This window comes from Pseudomonas syringae pv. coryli str. NCPPB 4273, assembly GCF_000972175.1.
Classification (GTDB): domain Bacteria; phylum Pseudomonadota; class Gammaproteobacteria; order Pseudomonadales; family Pseudomonadaceae; genus Aquipseudomonas; species Aquipseudomonas syringae.
The window spans coordinates 14,352-36,940 of the sequence record NZ_AWQP01000064.1; the positions used below are offsets into that span (position 1 = coordinate 14,352).

At 61.5% G+C, this 22,589-nt stretch carries 21 protein-coding genes; 2 read left to right on the forward strand and 19 right to left on the reverse strand.

Features of this window, described 5'->3' with window-relative positions; translation table 11 throughout:
• Nucleotides 1–83: 83 nt before the first annotated feature.
• The 18 genes from purD to cpaB form a co-directional block, all read right to left on the reverse strand.
• Entirely contained in the window at nucleotides 84–1,379 is a 1,296-nt protein-coding gene (purD, locus tag P406_RS22555) for a phosphoribosylamine--glycine ligase (protein WP_003431732.1), read from the reverse strand.
• A 118-nt stretch (nucleotides 1,380–1,497) separates the two neighbouring features.
• Nucleotides 1,498–3,102, reverse strand: a complete 1,605-nt coding sequence (gene purH / locus P406_RS22560) for a bifunctional phosphoribosylaminoimidazolecarboxamide formyltransferase/IMP cyclohydrolase (RefSeq protein ID WP_046237417.1) — start codon at nucleotides 3,100–3,102, stop codon at nucleotides 1,498–1,500.
• Nucleotides 3,103–3,182: 80 nt separating this feature from the next.
• Nucleotides 3,183–3,503 (reverse strand): DNA-binding transcriptional regulator Fis, encoded by a 321-nt coding sequence (fis, locus tag P406_RS22565; RefSeq protein ID WP_002555375.1) that lies wholly within the window; start codon nucleotides 3,501–3,503, stop codon nucleotides 3,183–3,185.
• Nucleotides 3,500–4,513, reverse strand: coding sequence for a tRNA dihydrouridine synthase DusB (gene dusB, locus P406_RS22570; RefSeq protein WP_003419414.1), 1,014 nt, complete (start codon nucleotides 4,511–4,513; stop codon nucleotides 3,500–3,502). Before dusB ends, fis begins: the two co-directional genes overlap by 4 nt.
• A 317-nt stretch (nucleotides 4,514–4,830) precedes the next feature.
• Nucleotides 4,831–6,153 carry a DUF3426 domain-containing protein gene (locus P406_RS22575; RefSeq protein WP_046237418.1) on the reverse strand — a complete coding sequence of 441 codons (1,323 nt, stop codon included), beginning with the start codon at nucleotides 6,151–6,153 and terminating at the stop codon, nucleotides 4,831–4,833.
• Between the two features lie 24 nt (nucleotides 6,154–6,177).
• Nucleotides 6,178–7,056 (reverse strand): 50S ribosomal protein L11 methyltransferase, encoded by an 879-nt coding sequence (gene prmA, locus P406_RS22580; protein ID WP_003313937.1) that lies wholly within the window; start codon nucleotides 7,054–7,056, stop codon nucleotides 6,178–6,180.
• A gap of 137 nt (nucleotides 7,057–7,193) precedes the next feature.
• On the reverse strand, nucleotides 7,194–8,537 hold the full coding sequence (gene accC, locus P406_RS22585) for an acetyl-CoA carboxylase biotin carboxylase subunit (RefSeq protein WP_046237419.1): 1,344 nt from the start codon (nucleotides 8,535–8,537) through the stop codon (nucleotides 7,194–7,196).
• Nucleotides 8,538–8,554: 17 nt separating this feature from the next.
• Nucleotides 8,555–9,016, reverse strand: coding sequence for an acetyl-CoA carboxylase biotin carboxyl carrier protein (gene accB, locus P406_RS22590; protein WP_003368836.1), 462 nt, complete (start codon nucleotides 9,014–9,016; stop codon nucleotides 8,555–8,557).
• 76 nt (nucleotides 9,017–9,092) lie between these two features.
• Nucleotides 9,093–9,545, reverse strand: a complete 453-nt coding sequence (gene aroQ, locus P406_RS22595; protein ID WP_002555369.1) for a type II 3-dehydroquinate dehydratase — start codon at nucleotides 9,543–9,545, stop codon at nucleotides 9,093–9,095.
• A 129-nt stretch (nucleotides 9,546–9,674) separates the two neighbouring features.
• A complete protein-coding gene (locus tag P406_RS22600) occupies nucleotides 9,675–11,465 on the reverse strand; it encodes a protein-disulfide reductase DsbD (RefSeq protein ID WP_280136212.1) in 1,791 nt (596 codons plus the stop codon).
• Between the two features lie 106 nt (nucleotides 11,466–11,571).
• On the reverse strand, nucleotides 11,572–11,844 hold the full coding sequence (locus tag P406_RS22605; RefSeq protein WP_046237421.1) for a DUF3613 domain-containing protein: 273 nt from the start codon (nucleotides 11,842–11,844) through the stop codon (nucleotides 11,572–11,574).
• Nucleotides 11,841–12,578 carry a tetratricopeptide repeat protein gene (locus tag P406_RS22610; protein ID WP_024693339.1) on the reverse strand — a complete coding sequence of 246 codons (738 nt, stop codon included), beginning with the start codon at nucleotides 12,576–12,578 and terminating at the stop codon, nucleotides 11,841–11,843. The genes P406_RS22605 and P406_RS22610 overlap by 4 nt, the downstream gene beginning before the upstream one ends.
• A gap of 34 nt (nucleotides 12,579–12,612) precedes the next feature.
• Nucleotides 12,613–13,497 carry a type II secretion system F family protein gene (locus P406_RS22615; RefSeq protein WP_003419404.1) on the reverse strand — a complete coding sequence of 295 codons (885 nt, stop codon included), beginning with the start codon at nucleotides 13,495–13,497 and terminating at the stop codon, nucleotides 12,613–12,615.
• 1 nt (nucleotide 13,498) lies between these two features.
• A complete protein-coding gene (locus tag P406_RS22620) occupies nucleotides 13,499–14,383 on the reverse strand; it encodes a type II secretion system F family protein (protein WP_003419403.1) in 885 nt (294 codons plus the stop codon).
• A gap of 18 nt (nucleotides 14,384–14,401) precedes the next feature.
• Nucleotides 14,402–15,658 carry a TadA family conjugal transfer-associated ATPase gene (locus P406_RS22625; RefSeq protein WP_003313926.1) on the reverse strand — a complete coding sequence of 419 codons (1,257 nt, stop codon included), beginning with the start codon at nucleotides 15,656–15,658 and terminating at the stop codon, nucleotides 14,402–14,404.
• Nucleotides 15,658–16,848 carry a CpaE/TadZ family protein gene (locus P406_RS22630; RefSeq protein ID WP_003399727.1) on the reverse strand — a complete coding sequence of 397 codons (1,191 nt, stop codon included), beginning with the start codon at nucleotides 16,846–16,848 and terminating at the stop codon, nucleotides 15,658–15,660. Before P406_RS22630 ends, P406_RS22625 begins: the two co-directional genes overlap by 1 nt.
• Nucleotides 16,845–18,095, reverse strand: a complete 1,251-nt coding sequence (locus tag P406_RS22635) for a type II and III secretion system protein family protein (protein ID WP_046237422.1) — start codon at nucleotides 18,093–18,095, stop codon at nucleotides 16,845–16,847. Before P406_RS22635 ends, P406_RS22630 begins: the two co-directional genes overlap by 4 nt.
• Before the next feature lie 20 nt (nucleotides 18,096–18,115).
• A complete protein-coding gene (cpaB, locus tag P406_RS22640) occupies nucleotides 18,116–19,075 on the reverse strand; it encodes a Flp pilus assembly protein CpaB (protein WP_046237423.1) in 960 nt (319 codons plus the stop codon).
• A gap of 320 nt (nucleotides 19,076–19,395) precedes the next feature.
• On the opposite strand from cpaB, the gene P406_RS22645 reads away from it, so the two are divergent.
• Both P406_RS22645 and P406_RS22650 read left to right on the forward strand, forming a co-directional pair.
• On the forward strand, nucleotides 19,396–19,623 hold the full coding sequence (locus P406_RS22645) for a Flp family type IVb pilin (RefSeq protein ID WP_032699783.1): 228 nt from the start codon (nucleotides 19,396–19,398) through the stop codon (nucleotides 19,621–19,623).
• 41 nt (nucleotides 19,624–19,664) lie between these two features.
• Nucleotides 19,665–20,072, forward strand: coding sequence for a response regulator (locus P406_RS22650; RefSeq protein ID WP_003340978.1), 408 nt, complete (start codon nucleotides 19,665–19,667; stop codon nucleotides 20,070–20,072).
• A gap of 120 nt (nucleotides 20,073–20,192) precedes the next feature.
• Here the strand turns inward: P406_RS22650 and pbpC are convergent, their stop codons facing one another.
• Nucleotides 20,193–22,541 carry a peptidoglycan glycosyltransferase PbpC gene (gene pbpC / locus P406_RS22655; protein ID WP_046237424.1) on the reverse strand — a complete coding sequence of 783 codons (2,349 nt, stop codon included), beginning with the start codon at nucleotides 22,539–22,541 and terminating at the stop codon, nucleotides 20,193–20,195.
• Nucleotides 22,542–22,589: the final 48 nt, after the last annotated feature.

Consider the following 22,589-nt stretch of genomic DNA (forward strand, 5'->3'; position numbering starts at 1 on the left):
TCCCTTCGTGAGTGAATGCCTGGTAAAACCGCGAATACCGGAGCAACCGGCCAGCCTCTGGTTGAAGAGGCTGGTCCGATCGATTATTCCTGGTCTTCGCCACGCTCACGGGCAATGGCACGGTAGCCAATGTCCTTGCGGTAGAAACACCCTTGCCAGTCGACTTTTGCGGCCAGCGCGTAGGCATTTTCCTGCGCGTTGCCGACGCTGTCACCCAGCGCTGTGGCACACAGTACACGACCACCACTGGTCACGACACGCTCATCCTGCAAGGCCGTGCCTGCATGGAAAATCTTGCCTTCGAGCTGTGCCGCTGCGTCCAGACCCTCAATGACTGCGCCTTTGGCGTAGTCGCCAGGATAGCCTCCGGCGGCCAGCACGATACCCAGGCTCGGGCGCGGGTCCCACTGTGCTTCGATCTTGTCCAGCGCTTGCGCCAGCGCAGCTTCGACCAGCAGTACCAGGCTCGATTGCAGGCGCAGCATGACCGGCTGGGTTTCCGGGTCGCCGAAGCGGCAATTGAACTCGATGACTTTCGGGTTGCCCGCTTTATCGATCATCAGACCAGCATAGAGGAAGCCGGTGTAAACGTTGCCTTCATCGGCCATGCCCCTGACGGTCGGCCAGATCACCAGGTCCATGACACGTTGATGAACTTCGGCGGTGACCACCGGGGCAGGGGAGTAGGCACCCATGCCGCCGGTGTTCGGCCCGCTGTCGCCGTCGCCGACGCGCTTGTGGTCCTGGCTGGTGGCCATGGGCAATACATTCTTGCCGTCGACCATGACAATGAAGCTGGCCTCTTCGCCGTCGAGAAACTCTTCGATGACAACGCGCGAACCGGCGTCGCCAAAGGCGTTGCCAGCCAGCATGTCACGTACGGCATCTTCGGCTTCTGCCAGGGTCATGGCGACGATCACGCCCTTGCCCGCGGCCAGGCCGTCGGCCTTGATGACAATCGGCGCGCCTTTTTCACGCAGATAGGCCAGGGCAGGCTCGATCTCGGTGAAGTTCTGGTAGTCGGCGGTCGGGATCTTGTGGCGCGCCAGGAAGTCCTTGGTAAACGCCTTGGAACCTTCAAGCTGCGCAGCACCGGCGGTCGGACCGAAGCAGTCCAGGCCACGGCTGCGGAACAGGTCGACGACGCCTGCAACCAACGGTACTTCGGGGCCGACGATGGTCAGCGCAACGTTCTTTTCAGCGAAATCCGCCAGTTGCTCCAGTGCCAGAACGTCGATGGCCACGTTTTCGCATTTGGCCTCGATCGCCGTGCCCGCATTGCCCGGTGCGACAAACACCTTCTGCACGCGTGGGTCCTGGGCGACTTTCCATGCCAGGGCGTGTTCACGACCGCCGCTGCCAATGATCAAAACATTCATTTCAAAAACCTCGATGACGCTGATTCTGGAGTACGCGGTGTGCCTGAGGCGGCCCAGCCCGCAGTACGAGGCCGCACTGACGCCGCAGACACCTGCGCCAGTGCGGCCGTTTTTCTGATTAGTGCCGGAAGTGACGCATGCCGGTAAACACCATCGCGATGCCGGCTTCGTCGGCCGCAGCGATCACTTCATTGTCACGCATCGAGCCGCCTGGCTGGATGACAGCGGTGATGCCGACCTTGGCCGCGTTGTCGATGCCGTCACGGAACGGGAAGAAGGCATCGGAGGCCATGACTGCGCCCTGAACCTGCAGGCCGGCATGCTCAGCCTTGATGGCAGCGATACGCGCGGAGTTCACGCGGCTCATCTGGCCAGCGCCGACGCCGACGGTCTGGCGGTTGCGGGCGTAGACGATGGCGTTGGACTTGACGTACTTGGCGACTTTCCAGGCGAAGATCAGGTCATGCATTTCCTGTTCGGTCGGCGCACGCTGGGTGACGACCTTGAGGTCGGCCTCGGTGATCATGCCGATGTCACGGCTCTGTACCAGCAGGCCGCCATTGACGCGTTTGTAGTCCCAGGCAGGCAGGCGCTCGCTCCACTGGCCGCTGGTCAGCAGGCGCACGTTGGCTTTGCTGGCGACGATGGCGCGGGCTTCGGCGCTGACGCTCGGTGCGATGATCACTTCGACGAACTGGCGCTCGACGATGGCCTTGGCGGTTGCAGCGTCCAGCTCGCGGTTGAAGGCGATGATGCCGCCAAATGCCGACTCTGAGTCGGTGGCGTAGGCCAGTTCGTAAGCCTGACGAATGCCGCCTTCATCATCCGGGCAGACCGCGACACCGCACGGGTTGGCGTGCTTGACGATCACGCAGGCCGGTTTGACGAAGCTCTTGACGCATTCCAGGGCGGCATCGGTATCGGCTACGTTGTTGAACGACAGCTCTTTGCCCTGCAACTGGGTGGCCGTGGCAATGCCGACCTCGGCAGGTTTGGCTTCGACGTAGAACGCCGCACTCTGGTGCGGGTTCTCGCCGTAGCGCATTTCCTGAGCCTTGACGAACTGGGTGTTGAAGGTGCGCGGGAACTGGCTGCGGCCTTCGGTACTCAGGGTTTCGGCGGTCTGGTCGACGCCGCCCAGGTAGTTGGCGATCATGCCGTCGTAGGCGGCGGTGTGTTCGAACGCCTTGAGCATCAGGTCGAAGCGCTGAGCGTAGGTCAGGCCACCGGCCTTGAGGCTTTCCAGGACCTGGCGGTAATCGCCTGCATTGACCACGATGGCGACGTCCTTGTGGTTCTTCGCCGCGGAGCGGACCATGGTCGGGCCGCCGATGTCGATGTTTTCGATGGCGGTCGGCAGGTCACAACCCGGCTTGGAAACAGTGGCCTCAAACGGGTACAGATTGACCGCGACCAGATCGATCGGCTTGATGCCGTGCTCGGTCATGATGGCGTCGTCTATGCCGCGACGACCCAGAATCCCGCCATGGATCATGGGGTGTAGGGTCTTGACCCGGCCGTCCATCATTTCGGCGAAGCCGGTGTAGTCAGCCACTTCGACTGCCGCGACACCGTTGTCCTTGAGCAGCTTGAACGTACCGCCAGTGGAAAGAATCTCGACGCCCAGCGCTTCAAGCTCGCGGGCAAACTCAAGGATTCCTGTCTTGTCGGATACGCTGATCAGAGCGCGGCGGATCGGCAGGCGGGTAGTCTGGTCGGTCATCTCGATTTCCATCAGAAGCAAAAGAAGTCAGCAAAAAAAAGCGACCGCGGTGCAAGGTCGCCTTTTCTGTTTTGAATGCTTTAAAGCAGATCGTACTGTTTGAGTTTCTTGCGCAGCGTGCCGCGATTCAATCCCAGCAGCTCGGAGGCCTTCGTCTGGTTGCCCTTGACGTAGTTCATCACGCTTTCCAGAAGCGGAGCCTCGACTTCCGACAACACCAGGTTGTAGACGTCAGTGACGGATGCGCCTTCGAGGTGGGCGAAATAATTGTGCAGCGCCTTCTCGACACTTCCGCGCAGGGTCTGACCCTCTTCGCTCGGCGTGTTGAGGTGCTGTTTCAAATTGACGTTGTCGCTCACGGGTGTTGTTCCACTCACTAAAGTCTCGGTCATCATCGTCATGCGGCCACCTCTTTATCATTCTCGTTATCCGGGCCCTTGCAGCCTTGGCTGAAGAACTCCCGGACGTTGGCGCACTGTGCTTCCGTATCTTCCAAACGATTGAAGTGGGCGCGAAACTCTCTGGCGCCCGGCAGGGTTGCGAGATACCAACTGACGTGTTTGCGTGCAATGCGCACGCCCATCACGTCTCCATAGAAAACGTGGAGCGCTGCCAGATGCTCAAGCAGAATGCGTTCCACTTCACTCGACTGCGGCGCCGGGAGTGTCTCTCCGGTGCGCAGGAAGTGTTCTATCTCGCGAAAAATCCAGGGACGCCCCTGTGCGGCCCTGCCAATCAGTAATCCGTCTGCACCGGTGGCCTTCAGCACGTGCCGGGCCTTTTCCGGTGAATCGATGTCGCCATTGGCAAAGACCGGTATCGACACGGCCTGTTTGATCTGGGCGATGGTGTCGTACTCGGCCTCGCCGGTGTACAGGTCGGCACGGGTTCGCCCGTGTACCGCCAGTGCCGTGATGCCCGCCTGCTCGGCGATTTTCGCCACTGTCAGGCCATTTCGGTTGTCGCGATCCCATCCGGTGCGGATCTTCAGCGTGACCGGTACATCGACTGCAGCCACGACGGCCTGCAGGATGTCGTTGACCAGTTGCTCATCCTTCAACAGCGCCGAGCCTGCTGCCTTGTTACAGACTTTCTTGGCCGGGCAACCCATGTTGATGTCGATGATCTGGGCGCCCAGTTCGACATTGGCACGTGCTGCGTCTGCCAGCATCTGCGGATCACCACCGGCGATCTGTACCGAGCGCGGCTCGGGATCACCCTCATGGATCATGCGCAGACGCGATTTGCGGCTGTTCCACAGGCTCATGTCACTGGTGACCATCTCCGAAACCACCAGGCCGGCACCGAGTCTTCGGCACAGCTGACGGAAAGGCTGGTCGGTGACGCCCGCCATCGGGGCGAGAATCAAGCCGTTTTGCACTGTATATGGGCCGATGCGTACTGCCGACATAGCCTTACCTGTTGTGGAGGCCAAATCATCCGCAGGCCGTGTAAAAAACTGTTTCACCCGGTCTGCAACGGCTCATCCCGCCAGCCGCATGCGCCACCGTCAGATCGAACCGAGAGTTTGAAAAAGGGTTGGCATGATACCCGCTCTCGATGACTGGATAAAGGCTGAATTGGATAAAATCTGAACAGTTCTTGCCGGGGCTCGACCACCTCGACAAGAGGGTATTTTGCAGCGAAATTTCTGCGATCGTGTAGCGTTCTTTGATGAAATTAACGTGTAAAGAAGCAGTCTTGACCGACGCTTCAGCGTCGGGCGTGTCATTCCGGCGAGCGGAAGTTCAGGCTGTAGTTCACCGCCTTGGCGCCTGGATCAAGGATATCCAGCGCGATATGGATCGGCGTCTGCGGCGGCATCTCTTCCTTGCCGGCCATTTCGCCGCTCAGGTATTCACTGGGCTTGAACCGACGACTGGCAATCAACTGACCGCCGGTATCGGAAAAACGTAGCTCCAACAGGGGAAACGGTTGGGAAAACGAGGCGCGGTTGTAGATGATCGCATCGACCACCAAAGCCCCCTGAAACTCCGGGTGACTGCGCACGACCAGGTTGCTGCTCTTGAGCTGGGAAATGTCGACCTTGCTCGGCACCTTGCAGCCAACCTGCGGGCAAATCTGCTGAAACAGCGGGCGATACTGGTCCTGGCGTGCCAGCTGATCGAAGTGATACCACACGTACTGTCCTGCCAGACCCGCCAGCGCCAGCACGATCAGCAGACCCCAGGCCAGACGCCTGCCCCAGCGTGGTTTGGGCCGTTGCCAGTCCAATTGCAGAGGGTCGTCGGTCAGGTCAAGGAGTGTCTGGTCGCGCACTGCCGGTTCGTTACGGCTGCGCTTGCCCCGGGTTTCAGGCTCCGGCTCATGGTCGTCGTCCTCATCATCGTCATCCACCGCCGACCAGCGCTCGACCTTCTCGGCAGGCGGGGCCTTGCGCTGGATGATGACTGGCATCGGCGGCTCGTCATCGTCCAGATCCTTGTCCAGTGACAGCGACGGCTCTGTGCGTTTGTCGTCCTCCGGCAGATCCTGAGCTTCTGCAGTGTCTGCATCCGGGATAACTTCTGCATGCAACTCGGGCAGTTGCTCGACATCGTCGTTATGCAGCGTATCGACCCAGGCAGCCTCATCGCTCTGCCGGCTGTCACGCTTCGCCGTCAGGCTCACAGCGTCGTTGTCGATGTCGCTGACGGGACGGGCAAAGGTGTCGGGCCTGCGCGTCTCGCGTTGTTCGAGGCGGGCCAGTTCTTCGTCCAGATTGAGATTGTCCAGATCCAGTTCACTGACCTGCCAGGGATCGTCCTCTTCGGGCGCCTTTTCCGGCTCTGGCTGTGGCTTCAGCTCGGGCTCGGGCACTGGCGTCGGCAGGGGCTCCGGTTCGGGCAGGGCTGCGACCACCGGCGATGCGGGCACGGCCTCTTTTTCGGCGTCATCGCTGGCGCGTTGCTCGAGCAACTGCCGCGCTGCGTTGAACACCTGCAGGCAGGCGCCGCACCGCACCACGCCACGGGCCACGCTCAGTTGAGCGTGACTGACTCTGAAACTGGTCTGGCAGTGCGGGCACTGAGTGACGAAACTGTCGGTCATGCGGCTGTCCGGTTGAAGCGGCGGTTAACGGCGGCGACCCGTGATGCGTACCCAGCCATCTCGGTTTGCGATCGGGTCCAGATCAAAACTGTCAGCATAGGCTGCCGCGACTTCCTCACCCTGTTCGGCAAGGATGCCTGAGAGTGCCAGGCGTCCGCCGGCTCTGATCAGGGTAGCCAGTTGCGGCGCCAGGGAAACCAGCGGGCCAGCCAGAATGTTGGCGACCAGCACATCGGCCTGCTGGTGTGGCAGATCCTCGGGCAGGTACAGCGGGAAGCGTTCGGCGGCGATATTGTTGCGTCCGGCATTGTCACGAGAGGCTTCCAGGGCCTGCACGTCGATATCGGTGCCAACGGCCTGTTCGGCACCCAGCAGCAGTGCGGCAATGGCCAGAATGCCCGAGCCGCAGCCGAAATCCAGCACGTTGCAGCCTTCGAGGTCCTGGCCGTCCAGCCACTCGAGGCACAGCGCGGTGGTCGGGTGCGTCCCGGTGCCGAAGGCCAGGCCCGGATCGAGCAACAGGTTCACGGCGTCCGGTTGCGGTGCGGCGTGCCAGCTCGGCACGATCCACAGACGCTTGCCGAAACACATCGGCTGGAAGTTATCCATCCAGCTGCGTTCCCAGTCCTGATCTTCGATGACTTCGGCGCTGTGTTCGGGCAGCTCTTCGCCGGTCAGCAGGCTCAGGTGCGCCAGGGCCATCTCGGCATTGGTGTCGGCTTCGAACAGCGCCAGCAGGTGGGTGTGTGCCCACAGCGGCGTGGTATTGAGTTCGGGCTCGAAAATCGGCTGGTCTTCAGCGTCCATGAAGGTCACGGACACGGCGCCGACTTCAAGAAGGGCGTCTTCGTAGGTTTCGGCTTGTTCTGGGCTGATGGCGAGACGGACTTGCAGCCAAGGCATGGCGGATTACCTTCGATTTGGAAATAAGTGCGGCTTGTAAGGCCAGTGCGGCCGCAGGAAGCGGGCAAGTTTACTGCTATGCGCTGCAAACAACAAAGCCGCATCACTGCGGCTTTGTCGTTGTGAAGCAGACTGGCTTATTGATTGGCCAGTTTGTGCTCCAGGTAGTGGATGTTGACTCCGCCTTCGCAGAAGCCTTCATCGCGGGTCAGGTCGCGGTGCAGCGGGATATTGGTCTTGATCCCGTCGACCACGATTTCGTCCAGGGCATTGCGCATGCGTGCCATGGCTTCTTCGCGGGTCGCGCCCCAGGTGATCACTTTACCGATCAGCGAGTCATAGTTGGACGGTACCTTGTAGCCACTGTACAGGTGCGAATCGACCCGTACACCGTTGCCGCCCGGTGCGTGGAAGTGCTTGACCAGACCAGGGCTTGGCACGAAGGTCTTCGGGTCTTCGGCGTTGATCCGGCATTCCAGCGCATGACCCTTGATGACCACGTCATCCTGGGTGTACGACAGTTTGTTGCCGGCGGCGATGCTGAGCATCTCCTTGACGATGTCGATGCCGGTGACCATTTCCGAAACCGGGTGCTCCACCTGAACACGGGTGTTCATTTCGATGAAGTAGAAACGACCGTTCTCGTACAGGAACTCGAAAGTACCCGCACCGCGATAGCCGATATCGATACACGCCTTGACGCAGGCAGCCAGAACATCCTCGCGCGCCTTTTCATCGATGAACGGTGCCGGCGCTTCTTCCAGAACCTTCTGGTGACGGCGCTGCAGCGAGCAGTCGCGATCGCCCAGGTGGATGGCCTGGCCCTGACCGTCGGAAATCACCTGGACTTCCACGTGACGTGGGTTGGTCAGGTATTTTTCCAGGTAGACCATCGGGTTGCTGAACCAGGCGGCTGCTTCGGCACGGGTCTGGGACGCGGCTTCGATCAGGTCTTCTTCGCGATGGACCACACGCATGCCGCGACCACCACCGCCACCGGCGGCCTTGATGATCACCGGGTAACCGACTTCACGACCAATGCGCAGAGCTACGGCTTCGTCTTCCGGCAGCGGGCCGTCGGAACCGGGGACGGTCGGCACGTTGGCCAGCTTCATGGCGTCCTTGGCGGAAACCTTGTCGCCCATCAGGCGAATGGTGTCTGCTTTTGGACCGATGAAGGCAAAGCCCGATTTTTCGACCTGTTCGGCGAAGTCGGCGTTCTCGGCGAGAAACCCGTAACCCGGGTGGATCGCCGTGGCGCCTGTCACTTCGGCAGCCGAAATGATCGCCGGAATGTTCAGGTAGGACAGATTGGCCGGTGCCGGACCGATGCAGACGGTTTCGTCTGCCAGGCCCAGGTGCATCAGCTCGCGATCTGCGGTGGAGTGTACAGCGACGGTCTTGATGCCCAGTTCTTTACAGGCACGCAAGATGCGCAAGGCAATTTCGCCGCGGTTGGCGATCAGAACTTTTTCCAACATCGCAGGCTCTCCCCGGGTCAAACGATTGTGAACAGCGGCTGGTCAAACTCAACCGGCTGACCGTTTTCTACCAGGATGGATTCGATCACACCGCTGGCTTCTGCCTGGATGTGGTTCATCATTTTCATCGCTTCGACGATGCAGATGGTGTCGCCTTTCTTGACGGTCTGGCCGACTTCGACGAATGCAGGCGAAGTAGGCGCCGGGGTACGGTAGAACGTACCGACCATTGGCGACTTGACCACAAAGCCGTTCAGTTTCGGAGCCGATGGCGCTTCTGCAGCGGCCGCAACCGGTGCTGCTGCCGGAGCCGGAGCGGCTGCAGGTGCGGCAACCGGAGCCGGTGCGTAGTAAGGCTGTGCCGGAGTCTTGCTGTGGCGGCTGATCCGTACGGATTCTTCGCCTTCACGGATTTCCAGCTCGTCGATGCCGGACTCTTCCAGCAATTCGATCAGTTTCTTGACTTTGCGAATATCCATTAATCAACTCCCAAGGTTCTGTAAGGGCAATGTGTCGGCCGGCTCAAGCCATATGGTCAGCTTCAGGCTGGACTCATCATGGCTTGGCACTGGCGGCCAGTTGTTCCAGGGCGGCTTCCAGGGCCAGTCGGTAACCGCTGGCGCCAAGGCCGCAGATCACTCCTACAGCGACATCTGAAAAGTAGGAGTGATGGCGGAAAGGTTCGCGTTTGTGCACGTTCGATAAATGCACTTCGATGAATGGGATGCTCACTCCCATCAGCGCGTCACGTATTGCAACGCTGGTGTGCGTAAAAGCAGCCGGATTGATCAAAATAAAATCCACACCCTCACCGCGAGCGGCGTGAATGCGATCGATCAGTTCGTACTCGGCGTTGCTTTGCAGATACATCAGATGGTGGCCGGCATCGCGAGCGCGCTGCTCCAGGTCCTGATTGATCTGAGGCAGGGTGATAGTGCCGTAGACCCCGGGTTCCCGAGTGCCCAGCAAGTTCAGGTTGGGTCCGTGAAGGACCAGGATGGTCGCCATTGCGTGTTCCTTTTATTGTCTGCGAGCGGTTTACGCCCGGCGACTATGCCGGAAGGGCAATGGACTGTCCAGTTAACAACAGTAGCCAGCACAATGAGCGATATTCGCGCAAAGTTTATGACTCAGGTATCAGTTTTGGTCATTGGCGCTGTTCAGACGCTCTATCAGGCCTGCTGCGTCGATTTCGCCGACGACCCGGACAGTTTGCAGTTCTTCGCCGTTTTTATCGAAGAAAAGCAGCGCTGGCGGGCCAAACAGCTTGTACCGGTCAAGCAGGGCGCGTTGCTCTGCGTTGCTGTCGGTCATGTCGAAACGCACCTGTTTGTAACCCGACAAGCGAGCGACCACGCCCGGGTCAGGCAGGACTTCGTGTTCGATCACCTTGCAGCTGATGCACCAGTCGGCATACCAGTCGAGCACCAGCGGTTTGCCCTCGCTTCGGGCTTCCTGCATCACACGGTCCAGTTCGGTGGAGGTGGTGATCGTTTGCCACTGTGAAGCGGCCGGAGCTGCCGCCCCGCTATTCGCCGTAGCGTACTCGCGGCCCAGTGGGCGCATGGGGTCGGTTTGCCCGGACAGCGCGCCGTACCAGCACGCCAGCGCGTAGACCAGCAGCGCCAGCCCCAGCAACTGGGCGAGTTTCTGGCGTGTGGTTTTGACGTTGAATTCCAGCGCGCCGAGAAACAGTGCGACACCGGCCGACAGCAGGCCCACCAGCAACAACGTGACCTGCCCTGGCAGCACACGGCTCAGCAGGCCGATTGCCAGCCCCAGCAGCAGCACGCCGATGGCGTTTTTGACCGTCACCAGCCAAGGGCCGCTTTTCGGCAGCCAGGTGGCACCACCGGTTGCGATCAGCAACAGCGGCGCGCCCATGCCCAAGCCCAGCGCAAACAGTTTCAAAGCACCGCCGAGCGCATCGCCGCTGGCGCTGATATACAACAGCGCACCGGCCAACGGCGCCGATACGCAAGGTGACACCAACAGGCTGGAGACCACGCCCAGCACCGCTGCACCCCATAAGGAACCGCCCTGGGTCTTGCCGGCGATACGGTCCAGACGAGAGCTGATGGACTGAGGCAGGCGCAGTTCGAAAGCGCCGAACATGGCAATGGCGAAGATCACGAAGAATGCCGAGAACGGCACCAGAACCCAGGCCGATTGCAAGCGCGCCTGCAGGTTAAGGCCTGCACCGAACACGCCCATCAGCGCGCCCAGCAGGGCAAAGCACGCCGCCATTGGCAGTACGTAAGCGAGAGACAGGCTCAGGCCGCGCAACCCGCCCACCTGACCGCGCAGTACCACGCCGGACAGAATCGGCAGCATCGGCAGTACACAGGGGGTAAAGGTCAGGCCTACACCGGCGAGAAAAAACAGCGCCAGTTCTTTCCAGCTCCAGGCTGCCGTGGCGACGGGTGGGGTGGCAGAGGCCTGATTGGCCGGGCTGGCGGCCACATCTCCAATGCTCAGGCGCTCGGTTTCAGGTGGATAGCACAAGCCCTTGTCGGCGCAGCCCTGGTACGTGACGGCGAGGGTGAAGGGGCGCTGTTCGCCGGGTTTGCGTGGCAGGTCGATATCGAGAATGCCGTGGTAGACCTCGACATCGCCAAAGTACTCGTCGTGTTTCTGCTCGCCCTTGGGCAGTTGCGCTTCGCCAAGGCCGATGTCGGCAGGCTCGGTGCGGAACTGGAAGCGGTGGCGATACAGGTAGTAGCCATCGGTGGCGACCAGCCTCAGCTTGATCGACTCCGGCGTCGTTTCGATCAGGCTCAACTGAAAGGCCTGACGCACAGGCAGGAAGTCCTTGCTGTTATCCAGCGAGCCGCCGCCCAGGGTGGATGAAGGTCGGCTATCCAGCAGGCCGGCGCCGGAGGCGGGCAGGGCCAGGATCAATAACAGCAGGCATAACAAACGGCGCATGGCAGTCTCGAATATCGAAAGTCCGCGCATGATAACGGAGTGCCCGGCGGCGTGCCGAGGGCAGGTTGTAAGAGTGGGTGTCAGCAGGCCCACGACCGTGCCGGAATTATTTCTTGCCCGAGGAAAAGCTGCCACCAGCCTCCTGATCGTAAAAATCCGGGATCTTGTACTTATACGTGTCCAGCCAGCGTTGCAGGCTGAGGTCGCGTTCTGCCGCGGTATTGACCTGCGGCGTCGACGAAGCAGCCTTGCCGCTGGCTTGAAGCTGCAGCCAGGTCTCGGTCTGCCGGGTTTCAGAGGTCGCAGTTTCGTTGTTGTCCGCCCAGGCATCACCTGCGCTCAACAGCAGTACACACCCGGTGAATAGGATGCGCTTCATGGTCGTACCTCCTGGGACTGACGATCATTTTGTCCTGTCAGGCTCGCAATGGGCCGTGCAGATGCTCGAGGAGCGGCAGGGGGCTTTCGCAATTGCTCGGCACGCGCCTGGGCATCGGTCACCTGTTCAGGCGTCAGCCCGGCCCGCGACGCCAGTTCGGCGGCTTGTGTCCAGTTGTTCTGATAGATCAGCAGCGTGGCCAGGTTCACCGCCGCCAGCGAGTCCGATTGTTTGAGCTCCATGGCCGTCAGGAACTGAAAGCGTGCCTGTTCCAGTTTCAGCTGGTTGAGGTAGACGACGCCCAGGTCGTTACGGATCTTTTCATCGGTCGGTTGCAGCTTGCTGGCCATCAGCAGGTGTTGCTGTGCCAGCGCATTGTCACCACGCGCTGCGGCCAGTTGCCCGAGGCCATGCTCACCCTCGGCTGCCCGGCAGGTGCCCAGCAGGCTGCGGTACAGAGGCTCGGCCTCGTTGCTGCCCAAAAGCCGCAACACCCGGGCCTTGCGCAGGCGAACCTCGCCCAGGCTGTCGGGCAGGCTTTCCAGGTTGGCAAGGCTGGCATGCAGGCGGCCTTCATCGGCCATGTTCTGAGCCAGATTCAGGGAGAACTCCTGATCCGAGGTCAGCTTGGGGCACTGGCCCGGCTGAGCCGTGGTCTGCGTCCAGAGGGGGCGACCATCACTGGCGCATCCGCCCAGCAACAGCAGCCCGAATAGTATGATCACTGGTTTCATTGCAATGCGTCCTTTCGTGCACGGTAACACCGGGTCAACTGCCCAGTGCGCGGCTGATTGCCATAAATCCTGGCCCGGCCAGCACAATCAGCAGGGCAGGGAACAGAAACACCATCATGACCACCGACATCTTTGCCGAGAGTTTGGAAATGTATTCCTGCAGACGGGTCAGGCGTCGGTCATCGATCAGTTGCTTGAGCGTGAGCAGAGACTTCAATGCGCCGCCGCCCTGATGAATCAGTTGATTGAGGATCACACAGGTGTCGCTCAACTCGTCGACGTCCAGCAGGGCGGCGGTTTTTCTCAGTTCTTCGCCCAGTTCCAGGCCGGAATCAACGCGCATCAGCACCACGCGAATTTCCTCGGACAGCACCGGCAGCAGGTCTTTGCCTTCGTTGCTGAGCACCCGAAGCGCCTGCTCGACCGCCATGCCGGACTCGAACAGGATGCGCAGCAACGGGATAAAGGTAGAGATTTCCACCACCACTTGTTTCTGACGGCGCCGAGCCACGGCTGCCAGAATCCGCTTGGGCAGCAGATAGCCGGCGCCCAGGGCAAAGATCGGCGCGATGAGCGGTTGCTGGATGCCTTTGAAAAACAGCAGTTGGCCGAGGATGACAATGACCATCAGGCCGACCGGGACGCCGACCTGGCAGGCCGCGAACAACGAGCGTTTGCTGGCGCGCCGCCAGCCGATGCGGTTGAGCAGTATCTGGGTTTCCGAATCCAGGCTGATGCTGCGTTGACCTATGCGGGTGTCACCGAGCAACCGCAACAAGCTGCCGATGCGGCTCTCGCGGATCACCTGGCCCCTCAAGCGTCTGGCCACCAGGCGTTCATTGCTACGTTGACGGGCTATGCCTGACAGCAGCAGAAATGCGGCAGCGGCAAGCATCATGGCGGCGAATAACAGTTCCATCTCAAATGCTCCTCAACATGCGCCACAACACCACGCACCCCGTGACCTGCAGGGCGAAGGCCACGCTCAGCATGATCTTGCCGCTTTCGTCGTCCCACATATGCAGCAGGTAGCTGGGGTTAACCGCCAGAAAGTAACCGGCCATGCTGATCGGCAGCAGGGCCAGCACTACGGCAGTCATTCGGGTTTCGCCGGTCATTGCGCGCAATTGGCGACCGGCCTGTTCCCGATCACGAATCAGCTTGATCAGGTTTTCCATCAGCTCGCTGGCATTGCCGCCGTAGCGGTGGTTGACCCGCAAGCCGATGGCGAACAGGTGAAATTCGTCGCGCTCATACAGTTCGGCAAAGTCCCTTGCCGCATCCGGCAGGCTGACCCCCAGTTGTACGTTGCGCTCGATCCGGCTCATGCCGTCCTTGAGCGGCTGGTCGGTGGCGTCGATGCCGTGCAGCACCGCGTCGGCCAGGGTTCTGCCGGACTTGAGGCTGCGCACGGTATGGTCGAGCAATTGCGGCAGTTGCTGGATCATGCGGCGCACGCGCACCTCATAGCGCCACGACACGAACACACGCAGTGTCAAAGGCACCGCCAGCAGCACGCTGAGCGCACCGACGACGCCGGCCGTTGCGTAGCCGATCAGTATCAGCAGCGCATACAGCGACAAGGCCAGGCCCATGCGTTTGGTCGGCTGTCCCAGCCCGGCGCGCAAAAAGGCCCGATCCAGGTAGCTCCAGCCGGTCTTTTCAGCCACGGGCTGCACTTGCCCGGCCATCAGCCGCTGCCGGACCCGTTCACTGGCTCCCTGATTGAGCGCCAGGTAGAACATGCGAATGGACGCAATAAACAGCAGCAAGGAGATCAGGCCCAGTACCAGAGACGCACTCATGCCGACTCCTTGAGCATGTCAGTAGCCAGGCCGCAGCTTGTCGCCAGCGGCGTGGGCCGCTTCGCGCATGAAGCCGACCCCGGTGCGGCGATCAACACGGAACAGGGTATTGGTGACGTAGATGTCATCGCGTATGCCGACCACTTCCACCACTTCACTGACACAACGGCGCCCGTCAGGCAGGCGCGTCAGCTGGATAATCACATCCAGCGCCGCGCAGACCATCTGGCGCAGGGTCTTTTCCGGGATCAGCCGCCCGGTCAGGCCCACCAGCGTTTCCAGACGCAGCAGGGCATCCTGTGCATTGTTGGCGTGCACGGTACTCATCGAGCCGTCGTGGCCGGTGTTCATCGCCGTCAATACGTCCAGCACTTCGACGCCGCGAATCTCACCGAGGATGATGCGGTCCGGGCGCATCCGCAGCGAGTTGCGGATCAGGTCGCTGGCGCGCACCTCGCCATGCCCTTCGGCGTTGGGCGGGCGGGTTTCCAGGCGCACCACATGCGGGTGACTGAGCTGTAGCTCGGCAACGTCCTCGATGGTCACCAGACGCTGATTGCTGTCGATCAACTGGCTCAGCACGTTGAGCATGGTGGTCTTGCCCGTGCCGGTGCCGCCGCTGACCAGAATGTTGCAGCGTTTGCCGACGGCCTCCTGGAAGAACTCGAAAATCGACTGATCGATGGTCTGCATGGCCACCAGGTCGGCGCTCTTGAGCATGTCCTTGCGGAATTTCCGGATCGACAGGCAAGGGCCGTCCAGCGCAATGGGCGGAATGATCGCGTTGACCCGGCTGCCATCGGGCAGGCGTGCGTCAACCATCGGTGAGGATTCGTCCAGTCGCCGCCCGAGTGGTGCCAGGATGCGTTGCATCACGCGCTCGACGTGGTGCGAATCGATAAAGCGCAGGTCGGTGTGGTGCAGCACGCCGTCGCGCTCGACAAAGACCTTGCCTGGCCCGTTGACCAGAATTTCCGTCACCGAGGTGTCGCGCAGCAGCACTTCCAGCGGGCCGAAACCGGTCAGTTCGTCGACCAGTTCTTCAGCCAGGCGCTCCATTTCGTAACGCGAGATGGCCAGCCGCAGGCGTGCGACGTATTCGGCCACCTTGTCGATGACGAATTGCGCCAGGGCCGGTCGTGAGCCTTCGAGCAGGCTTTTGCCGCTTTCTTCCATGCCGTCGATGATGTAACGGTGCAGCACCAGTTTCAGGCCTTGCCCGTCGTCAGGCTTGCCTTGCGTGCGCGATGAGACGCCAAACAGTTTCTCCGCCATTACCGGTTCCCCCACAGTCGAGCGAGCCAGCCCTGATCGGCTTTCTCGCGAGCCTCGGTATGCCGTGCCAGATGCTCGCCAAGCCGCCGCAGCCCGGAGCACAGCGCGTCGCGTGACGCCAGTTCGAACAGCGTCACGCCCTGATTCTTGGCGTTCAGGCGCAACTCCGGCGCAAGCGGCAGCACCGCCAGCACCGGCAGGCCGAAGGTTTTGCTCACGGTTTCGGAATTGGGCGCGACCGAGCGCTGATAACGATCGACCAACAGGCCGGCATGCTGCATTTTCATGCCCTTTTCGCGCCAGTTGTTGAGCACCGTCAGGTTGCGTCGACAGCCCAGCACGCTCTGGTCGGTGTACCACAGCAACTGATCGCAATGGCTGACCAGCGAGCGCAAGGCTTCGCTGTCCGGCTGCCCCACCAGGTTCACGACCACATGCTGAAAATGCTGGCGCAGCGCGCTGAGCAGCATATAAAGCTCGGCGGCACTGGACTGTTCCAGATGATCGTCGGCTTCGCTGTAAGCCAGAATGCGCAGGCCGCTTTCGCTGGTGGTGAAAGCACTGTCGATCAGCGTTGCATCGAGCCTGCGCAAGTGGCGCAGGGCGTCACCGAAGCTGAAGGTCGATTCCAGACCGAGCATCAACAGGCTGTCGCCGCGTGGCAGGCCAAGGTCCAGCAGTAGCGTGCGCTGCCCGCTCTTGTGCACGACCATCGCCAGGTGCGTCGCGATCAAGGCCCCGTCGTCATCGCTTTGTACGCCATACAGCACCGACAGGCCGCTCATGTTCGGGTTGGGCGTCACAGCGGGCAGGCGCTTGCTCAGGCGTCTGACCAGGCCGGCGACCTCACTGGAGCGAGAGCCATAGGCAACGAAGTCCCTGGCCCCGGCGCGCATGGCATTGAGCACCAACTGGTTATCCATGCCATCGCCGAGCGCAACGATGGCCAGCATCGGTTTGGCTTCCAGCGCACTTTCGATCAGGGCGCTCTGGGTCATCAAATGCTCACGGTCCAGGCCGACGAACACCACGCTGGCGAACGTCACGTCCACCAGCGCGAGCAGGTCGTCGAGGCTGCCCGTACCGGCACTGACCACCTGGCCCAGCGAACCCAAGGCACTTTGCAGCCACTCCAGGTCGGTGTTGTTACGGGTGATTGCCAGGAAGGTCTGGCTCAGGCTCTGGCTCATTTGGATAACCCGTCGCGGCGGTCGAAATCGCCGTTTTCCAGAAAATACAGGCGCGGGAAGCTCGGGTCATAGGTGCGCAGTCCCTCACCCGGCAGCGACGGCAGCCGGGCGTTGGCGGCCAGTGGCTGGACCAGATGCGGAGTGACGATCATCAGCAGTTCGCGCTCGTCGCGCTGGATTTGCGAGCTGCGGAAAAAGGCACCGAGAATCGGGATGTCGCCGAGGCCGGGAAACTTGTCCACCGAACCGCTGTTGCTGGAACTGATCAGGCCGCTGACCACGAAGCTCTCGCCGTCGGCAAGCGCAATGCTGGTGTCGGTACGGCGGATGTTCAGCGCTGGCACAGTGGTCCCGGCGATGGTGATACCGGCCGAGAAGTCCAGCTCGCTGACTTCCGGTGCGACCTTCAGCAGAATCCGGTCGCGGCCGACGACAGTCGGGGTCAGGGTCAGGCGCACGCCGAACTCCTTGTACTCGATGGAGATACCGTTGCCCTCACCGTTGGGCACCGGCACCGGGAATTCGCCGCCGGCCAGAAAACTCGCACTTTGCCCGTTGAGGGCGACCAGGCTGGGGCGTGCCAGGGTGTAGGCGTAGCCGCTGTTTTCCATGGCATTGATCATGCCCAGCACCTTGCTGCTGCCACCGCCCCAGACGATATTGAAATTGCTGTTGTTCAGCGGAATGCTCGGCGTTATGCCGCCCACAGCGCCAGGTGTGACGTTGACGCCCGGCACCGTGCCGGGCGCGCCGAACAGAAAGTTGCTCGATCCTTTGCCGAAGATCGAGGTGCTGGCCTCCTTGAGCTTGGTGCGGCTGACTTCGATAAAGCGGATGTCAGTCTGCACCTGGCTGGGTAACTGCGCATCGGCAGACGGCGCGGTGACACTCTCGACCATGGCGGTCGTCGCCCGGCCACGCACGAAGACCATGCTCTGGCGCGGCGCACTTGCGCAGGCCGTCCAGACCATCAGGCTGGTCGTCCCCTGTGCGACGCCGGTCAACAGAAAACCGTCGGTGCCGTTGACATGCACATCGGCGATTTTCGGATCACCCACGGCGATGCGGGTGATGGGCACCGCAGAGCGGACCTCCTGTTGAATGCCCTGGTCGATTTCCACGGCCGCCGGCATCTCGGCAAGGCCGGCACAACTGCCCGAAGCGGCCCACGCGCCTGGCGCGCATAATGTCGCGATGGCTAACGCCAGCAAACGGGTTTTTATAACTGGCACGGAACAACAGCTCATCAAATGCAATCCTTGCTCAATCAGGGAGTTTGTTGCGTGATCTGGTTACCGCGTATGACCTCGACAGCGCGAGACGTACGCGGGATTGCGCCTACTGTTGGCGCGCTGGCTGGCCCCAGGCTCAGTTGTCTGAAGCTGACCAGTTGGCGGTTGGCTGAATCGAGTCGCTCGGCAGCGTCAGGGCCGCTGGCTTCGTTGGCCCAGTAATCCTGCAGGTTGCCCTCGTCGGCGCTGCGCACGGCCAGACGCAGGACACCGGTTTGCGACGCCAGCATCAGGCGCGCCACCAGGGCCTGGGGCACCGCGACCGTGACGGTTCGCGCGTTGATTCGCTGCTGCTCCTGTTTGAGGCGTTCGTCAGCGTTGATGTTCTGCACCGGCTTGCCGTTGCGGTCCGGACCGAGCAGCCCGCCAACGCCGAGAATGCGCAGGGCAGGCACCACGACCTGGCTCGACCGATTCGGATTGCTCACGTCTTCAGGCAGGTAAAGCAGCACATCCACGTAGTCGCCGGGGCTGAGTTGCCCGGAGGCGCCCGTCACTTCATCGACCTGTAATGCCAGGGCCCGCTCGTGTGGCCGGATCATTCGCGCCAGGGTGCCGCCTGCTTCGAAGTTGCTCTCCGTAAGCCAGCTTCCGGCGGTCAGCGTGCGCCAGCTGCTGCGCCCGACGATCTTGTCGATGGCTTCAAAGCTCCCGGGTGGGGCGACCTTGAGGCGCTCGATGGTCAGGTCATCGGCCGTGATTGCGGTATAGGCAGGGATATCCCTGGCCAACACCACGACGTTGTGACGCAGAGCGTCCTCGACGGGAGGAGTCGGCGCAGGCGGGGTGGTTTGTTCGGTGGTTACAGGTGGCGCCGATGGTGGGGGTTCAACAGGCACCTCAGTTGGTCTGCCGACAACAATTCCCAGATATCCAGCGATTAACGCACCCAGCAAAAACAGTACAGCGAGCACCATGGTGACACGACTGCTCATGGCAAGTTTCCCTTTGTCATCGCAGGATATTCTCGAACCGGTGCATCAACTTTAAACACAGCAACGTTGAACGGCATAACGGCTTTTAATGACATTAGCTCATTCATTCAAAAGCGCCATTGTGCTTTGGTATATAAGGGTTTTTTACTGACGAGACGCCGTTTGAGTCCTTTGTTTTTTTGGGGAGTGTAGGGACTATAACTTTCCGGTTAATACTTTGTTGCGATTGTGGGTTTATGGATTGCAGACAATGCTGGAGGGGCACACAGTTTCGCATGTGTCATGCATGTTCGCGTCTCGGAGGCGCAAGGAGAAATGAGATGTTCCTGACCAAGATTTACGTAGGCGCCTATACCCGGATCAGTTGTTTTTTGAGAGATCGTGAAGCGGCTTCGGGTATTGAATACGCTTTGGTGGCAGCGATGGTTGCTGTTGCGTTGATTGCCTTTGTTCCAACGATAAGCACAAGTGTGGGGGCGATTTTCACAAAGATTCAGACTGCCTTGACGGGTACTACGACAGGGGCCTCCACACCTGCTGCGGGGTAGTCTATGATTGCGACATGAGTTCACCCTGTTGAGAGAACCACATGGCTGTCCACCCCATCCGCCAACAACTGCTTCTGGTTGATGACGAAGAGGACGCGAACGAGGAATTGGCAGAACTGCTCGAAGGTGAGGGGTTCTGCTGTTTCACGGCGTCTTCCGTCAAGATGGCCTTGCACCAGTTGACCCTCCACCCGGATATCGCGCTGGTGATCACTGACCTGCGGATGCCGGAGGAAAGCGGCATCCAGCTGATCCGTCACCTGCGCGATCACACCTCACGCCAGCATTTGCCCGTTATCGTCACCTCCGGCCACGCCGACATGGATGACGTCAGCGACCTGCTGCGTTTGCACGTGCTCGACCTGTTTCGCAAGCCGATCTATCACGTCCGTCTGCTGGAAACCCTCAACAACCTGTTTCCCGAGCCGAAGGTTTTTCAGGTTCAGTGACGACAGGCTCGCGCCCCGCAGCATGTTCACGCTGGAGTATGGGCACGGAGTCAAAGGCCTGTCGTTCCTCACGCTCCAGTGGGAATGCCTTTCGTAACGCTCTGCGACACCCGTCTGCGTTCACTCCACTACGCTGAATTCAACCCGCGCCGTCTGGCCGCTCTCGTCCAGCACGCTTAACTGATAACGCCCCGGTTTACTCAGGGTGGGGGTGAAGTCTTGCCGGGTGTCGGTGTCTGCCAGAGGTTTGCCATCGATAAACCACCAGCGATGGCCGCTGCCGCCGAGTGCCGAGAGTGTGAGGCGTAAAGCCTGACGACTGGCGGCAGGCAGGCGCAGGTTGTCGCCTTCGCGCACACCGACAATGCTCAGCGGGGGCGCCAGGTTCAGGTTCTGCGGTGGGCAATCCGGGGCCGCGGGCGGCAGGCGTGCATCACGCCGCTCTGCCCTGGGCAGCCAGGGCTCCAGAGGCGCAGGCCACAGCGCGATGTCTTGCGCTCGGGCGTCCGGGCAATTGGCCGCGACGCGCAACCCCTTGGCATTGACCCAGACACGCTCCTGCAAACCCAGCCCGAGCGGTTGGTCGGCCGCTTGCAGGGTGGGCGGCGTGGTGCCGTCCAGCGTCCAGGCGAAACGTTGGCGCCGGCAATTGGGGTCGCTTTTGCTCATCGGTTGACCCAGCGGCCAGCAGATGGCTGCCACACCGACGTTCTGCGGCACGGGTTGCACCGGTGCGGCGATCCCGCGCTGACTGTCGCGATTGACCAGCACATCGTGCACCTGAAGCATCAGCGGCGCCGCCGAAGCCAGCCCGAACTGCCCTGGCACCGGTGTGCCATCCGGCCGGCCGATCCAGACACCGACCAGGAAACGCGGCCCGACGCCAATCGCCCAGGCATCGCGGAAGCCATAGCTGGTGCCGGTTTTCCAGGCCAGTTGCGGGCGCTGTACCAGCTCGGCACGCGGGTCGATGTCCGGGCGTGACTGGCCACTGAGAATGCGTCGAATGATCCACGCAGCGCCCGGTGACATCATCCGCCGCTCGCGCAGTCGGTCCTGCGGTTGCAGTCGAACATCGGCACTGCGCCCGCCGCGCGCGAAGGCGCTGTAGCCTGTCACCAAGTCCTCTAACCGACTGCCTGCGCCGCCAAGAATCAGCGCCAGACTCGGCTCCGCCAGCGGCGGCAGGGTCAGGGGCACGCCGCCATTGCGCAGTTCGGCGGCGAAGCGTTTCGGCCCGTAGACCTCCAGCAATTGCACGGCAGGCAGGTTGAGGGACATCGACAGCGCCGAACTGGCCGCCACCGGCCCGCCGAAACCGCTCGAAAAGTTGCCCGGTCGGTAATCGCCATAGCGCCGCGGTACATCCTGCATCAGGGATTCGGAGTGGATCAGCCCGGCGTCCATGGCCATGCCGTACAGGAACGGCTTGAGCGTCGAGCCCGGCGAACGCAGGGCGGTGACCATGTCCACATGGCCGAAACGCTTGGCGTCATTGATGTCCACCGAGCCGACGTACGCGCGCACGGCCATGTTTTCCGCCTCGACCACCAGAATCGCTGTCGACGTTCGTTCCGGGAGGCGTGCGCGCCAGCCCATCAGCAGGTCTTCCATGCGCCGTTGCAGTGAGGCGTCCAGCGTGGTGCGGATCAGTGGCGGGCTGTTGGGGCGATTCAGGCGTCGGGCCAGCAGCGGCGCCAGGCTCGGTTCCTGTCGCGGCGCCAGCCACAATGGCTCTTCCAGTGCTTCGTTCACGCTTGCTTGCGGCCATACCTGAAACTCGGCCAGACGTCTCAGCACCTTATCGCGGGCCTGTTGCGCGCGCTGCGGGTGGCGATCAGGACGCAGGCGGCTTGGCGCCTGTGGCAGCACCGCCAGCAATGCCGCCTCAGCGCGGGTCAGGTTTTGCGGCGACTTGCCCAGATAGGCCCAACTGGCAGCTGCGACGCCTTGCAGTGTGCCGCCGAACGGGGCGCGATTGAGGTACAGACTGAGGATCTGATCCTTGGACAGGTGCCACTCAAGCTGCAGCGTGCGCCACAGCTGGCGAAACTTGCCGGATAGTGTGCGTGAATGCGGATCGAGCAACCGCGCCACTTGCATCGACAGTGTGCTGCCGCCCGAGACTACACGGGCACCGCTGAGGTTTTGCCAGGTGGCGCGTAACAACGCCAGCGGATTCACCCCGGGATGACTGTAGAACCAGCGGTCTTCGTAGGTCAGCAGGGCTTCGAGGTAGTAGGGCGAGACCTGCTCATTGCTGACCGGGTAGCGCCACACGCCATTGGCGTCGGCAAAGCGCCACAGTGGCGTGCCGTCCTCGGCCAGGACGACGCGAGCCAGATCGTCCCTGGGCAGTGGCAGCGGCCAGAGTCGGTCGGCCAGCCAGAGGAGGGCGATCAGCAGCATGATCGCGCCCGCCAGCCACTTGAATGTTCGTGGCAGGCGCAGAAGAAATTCAGGTTTCAACGCAAAGAGCCTTTATGATCCACGGAACCTGACACGCATTGCGACAGC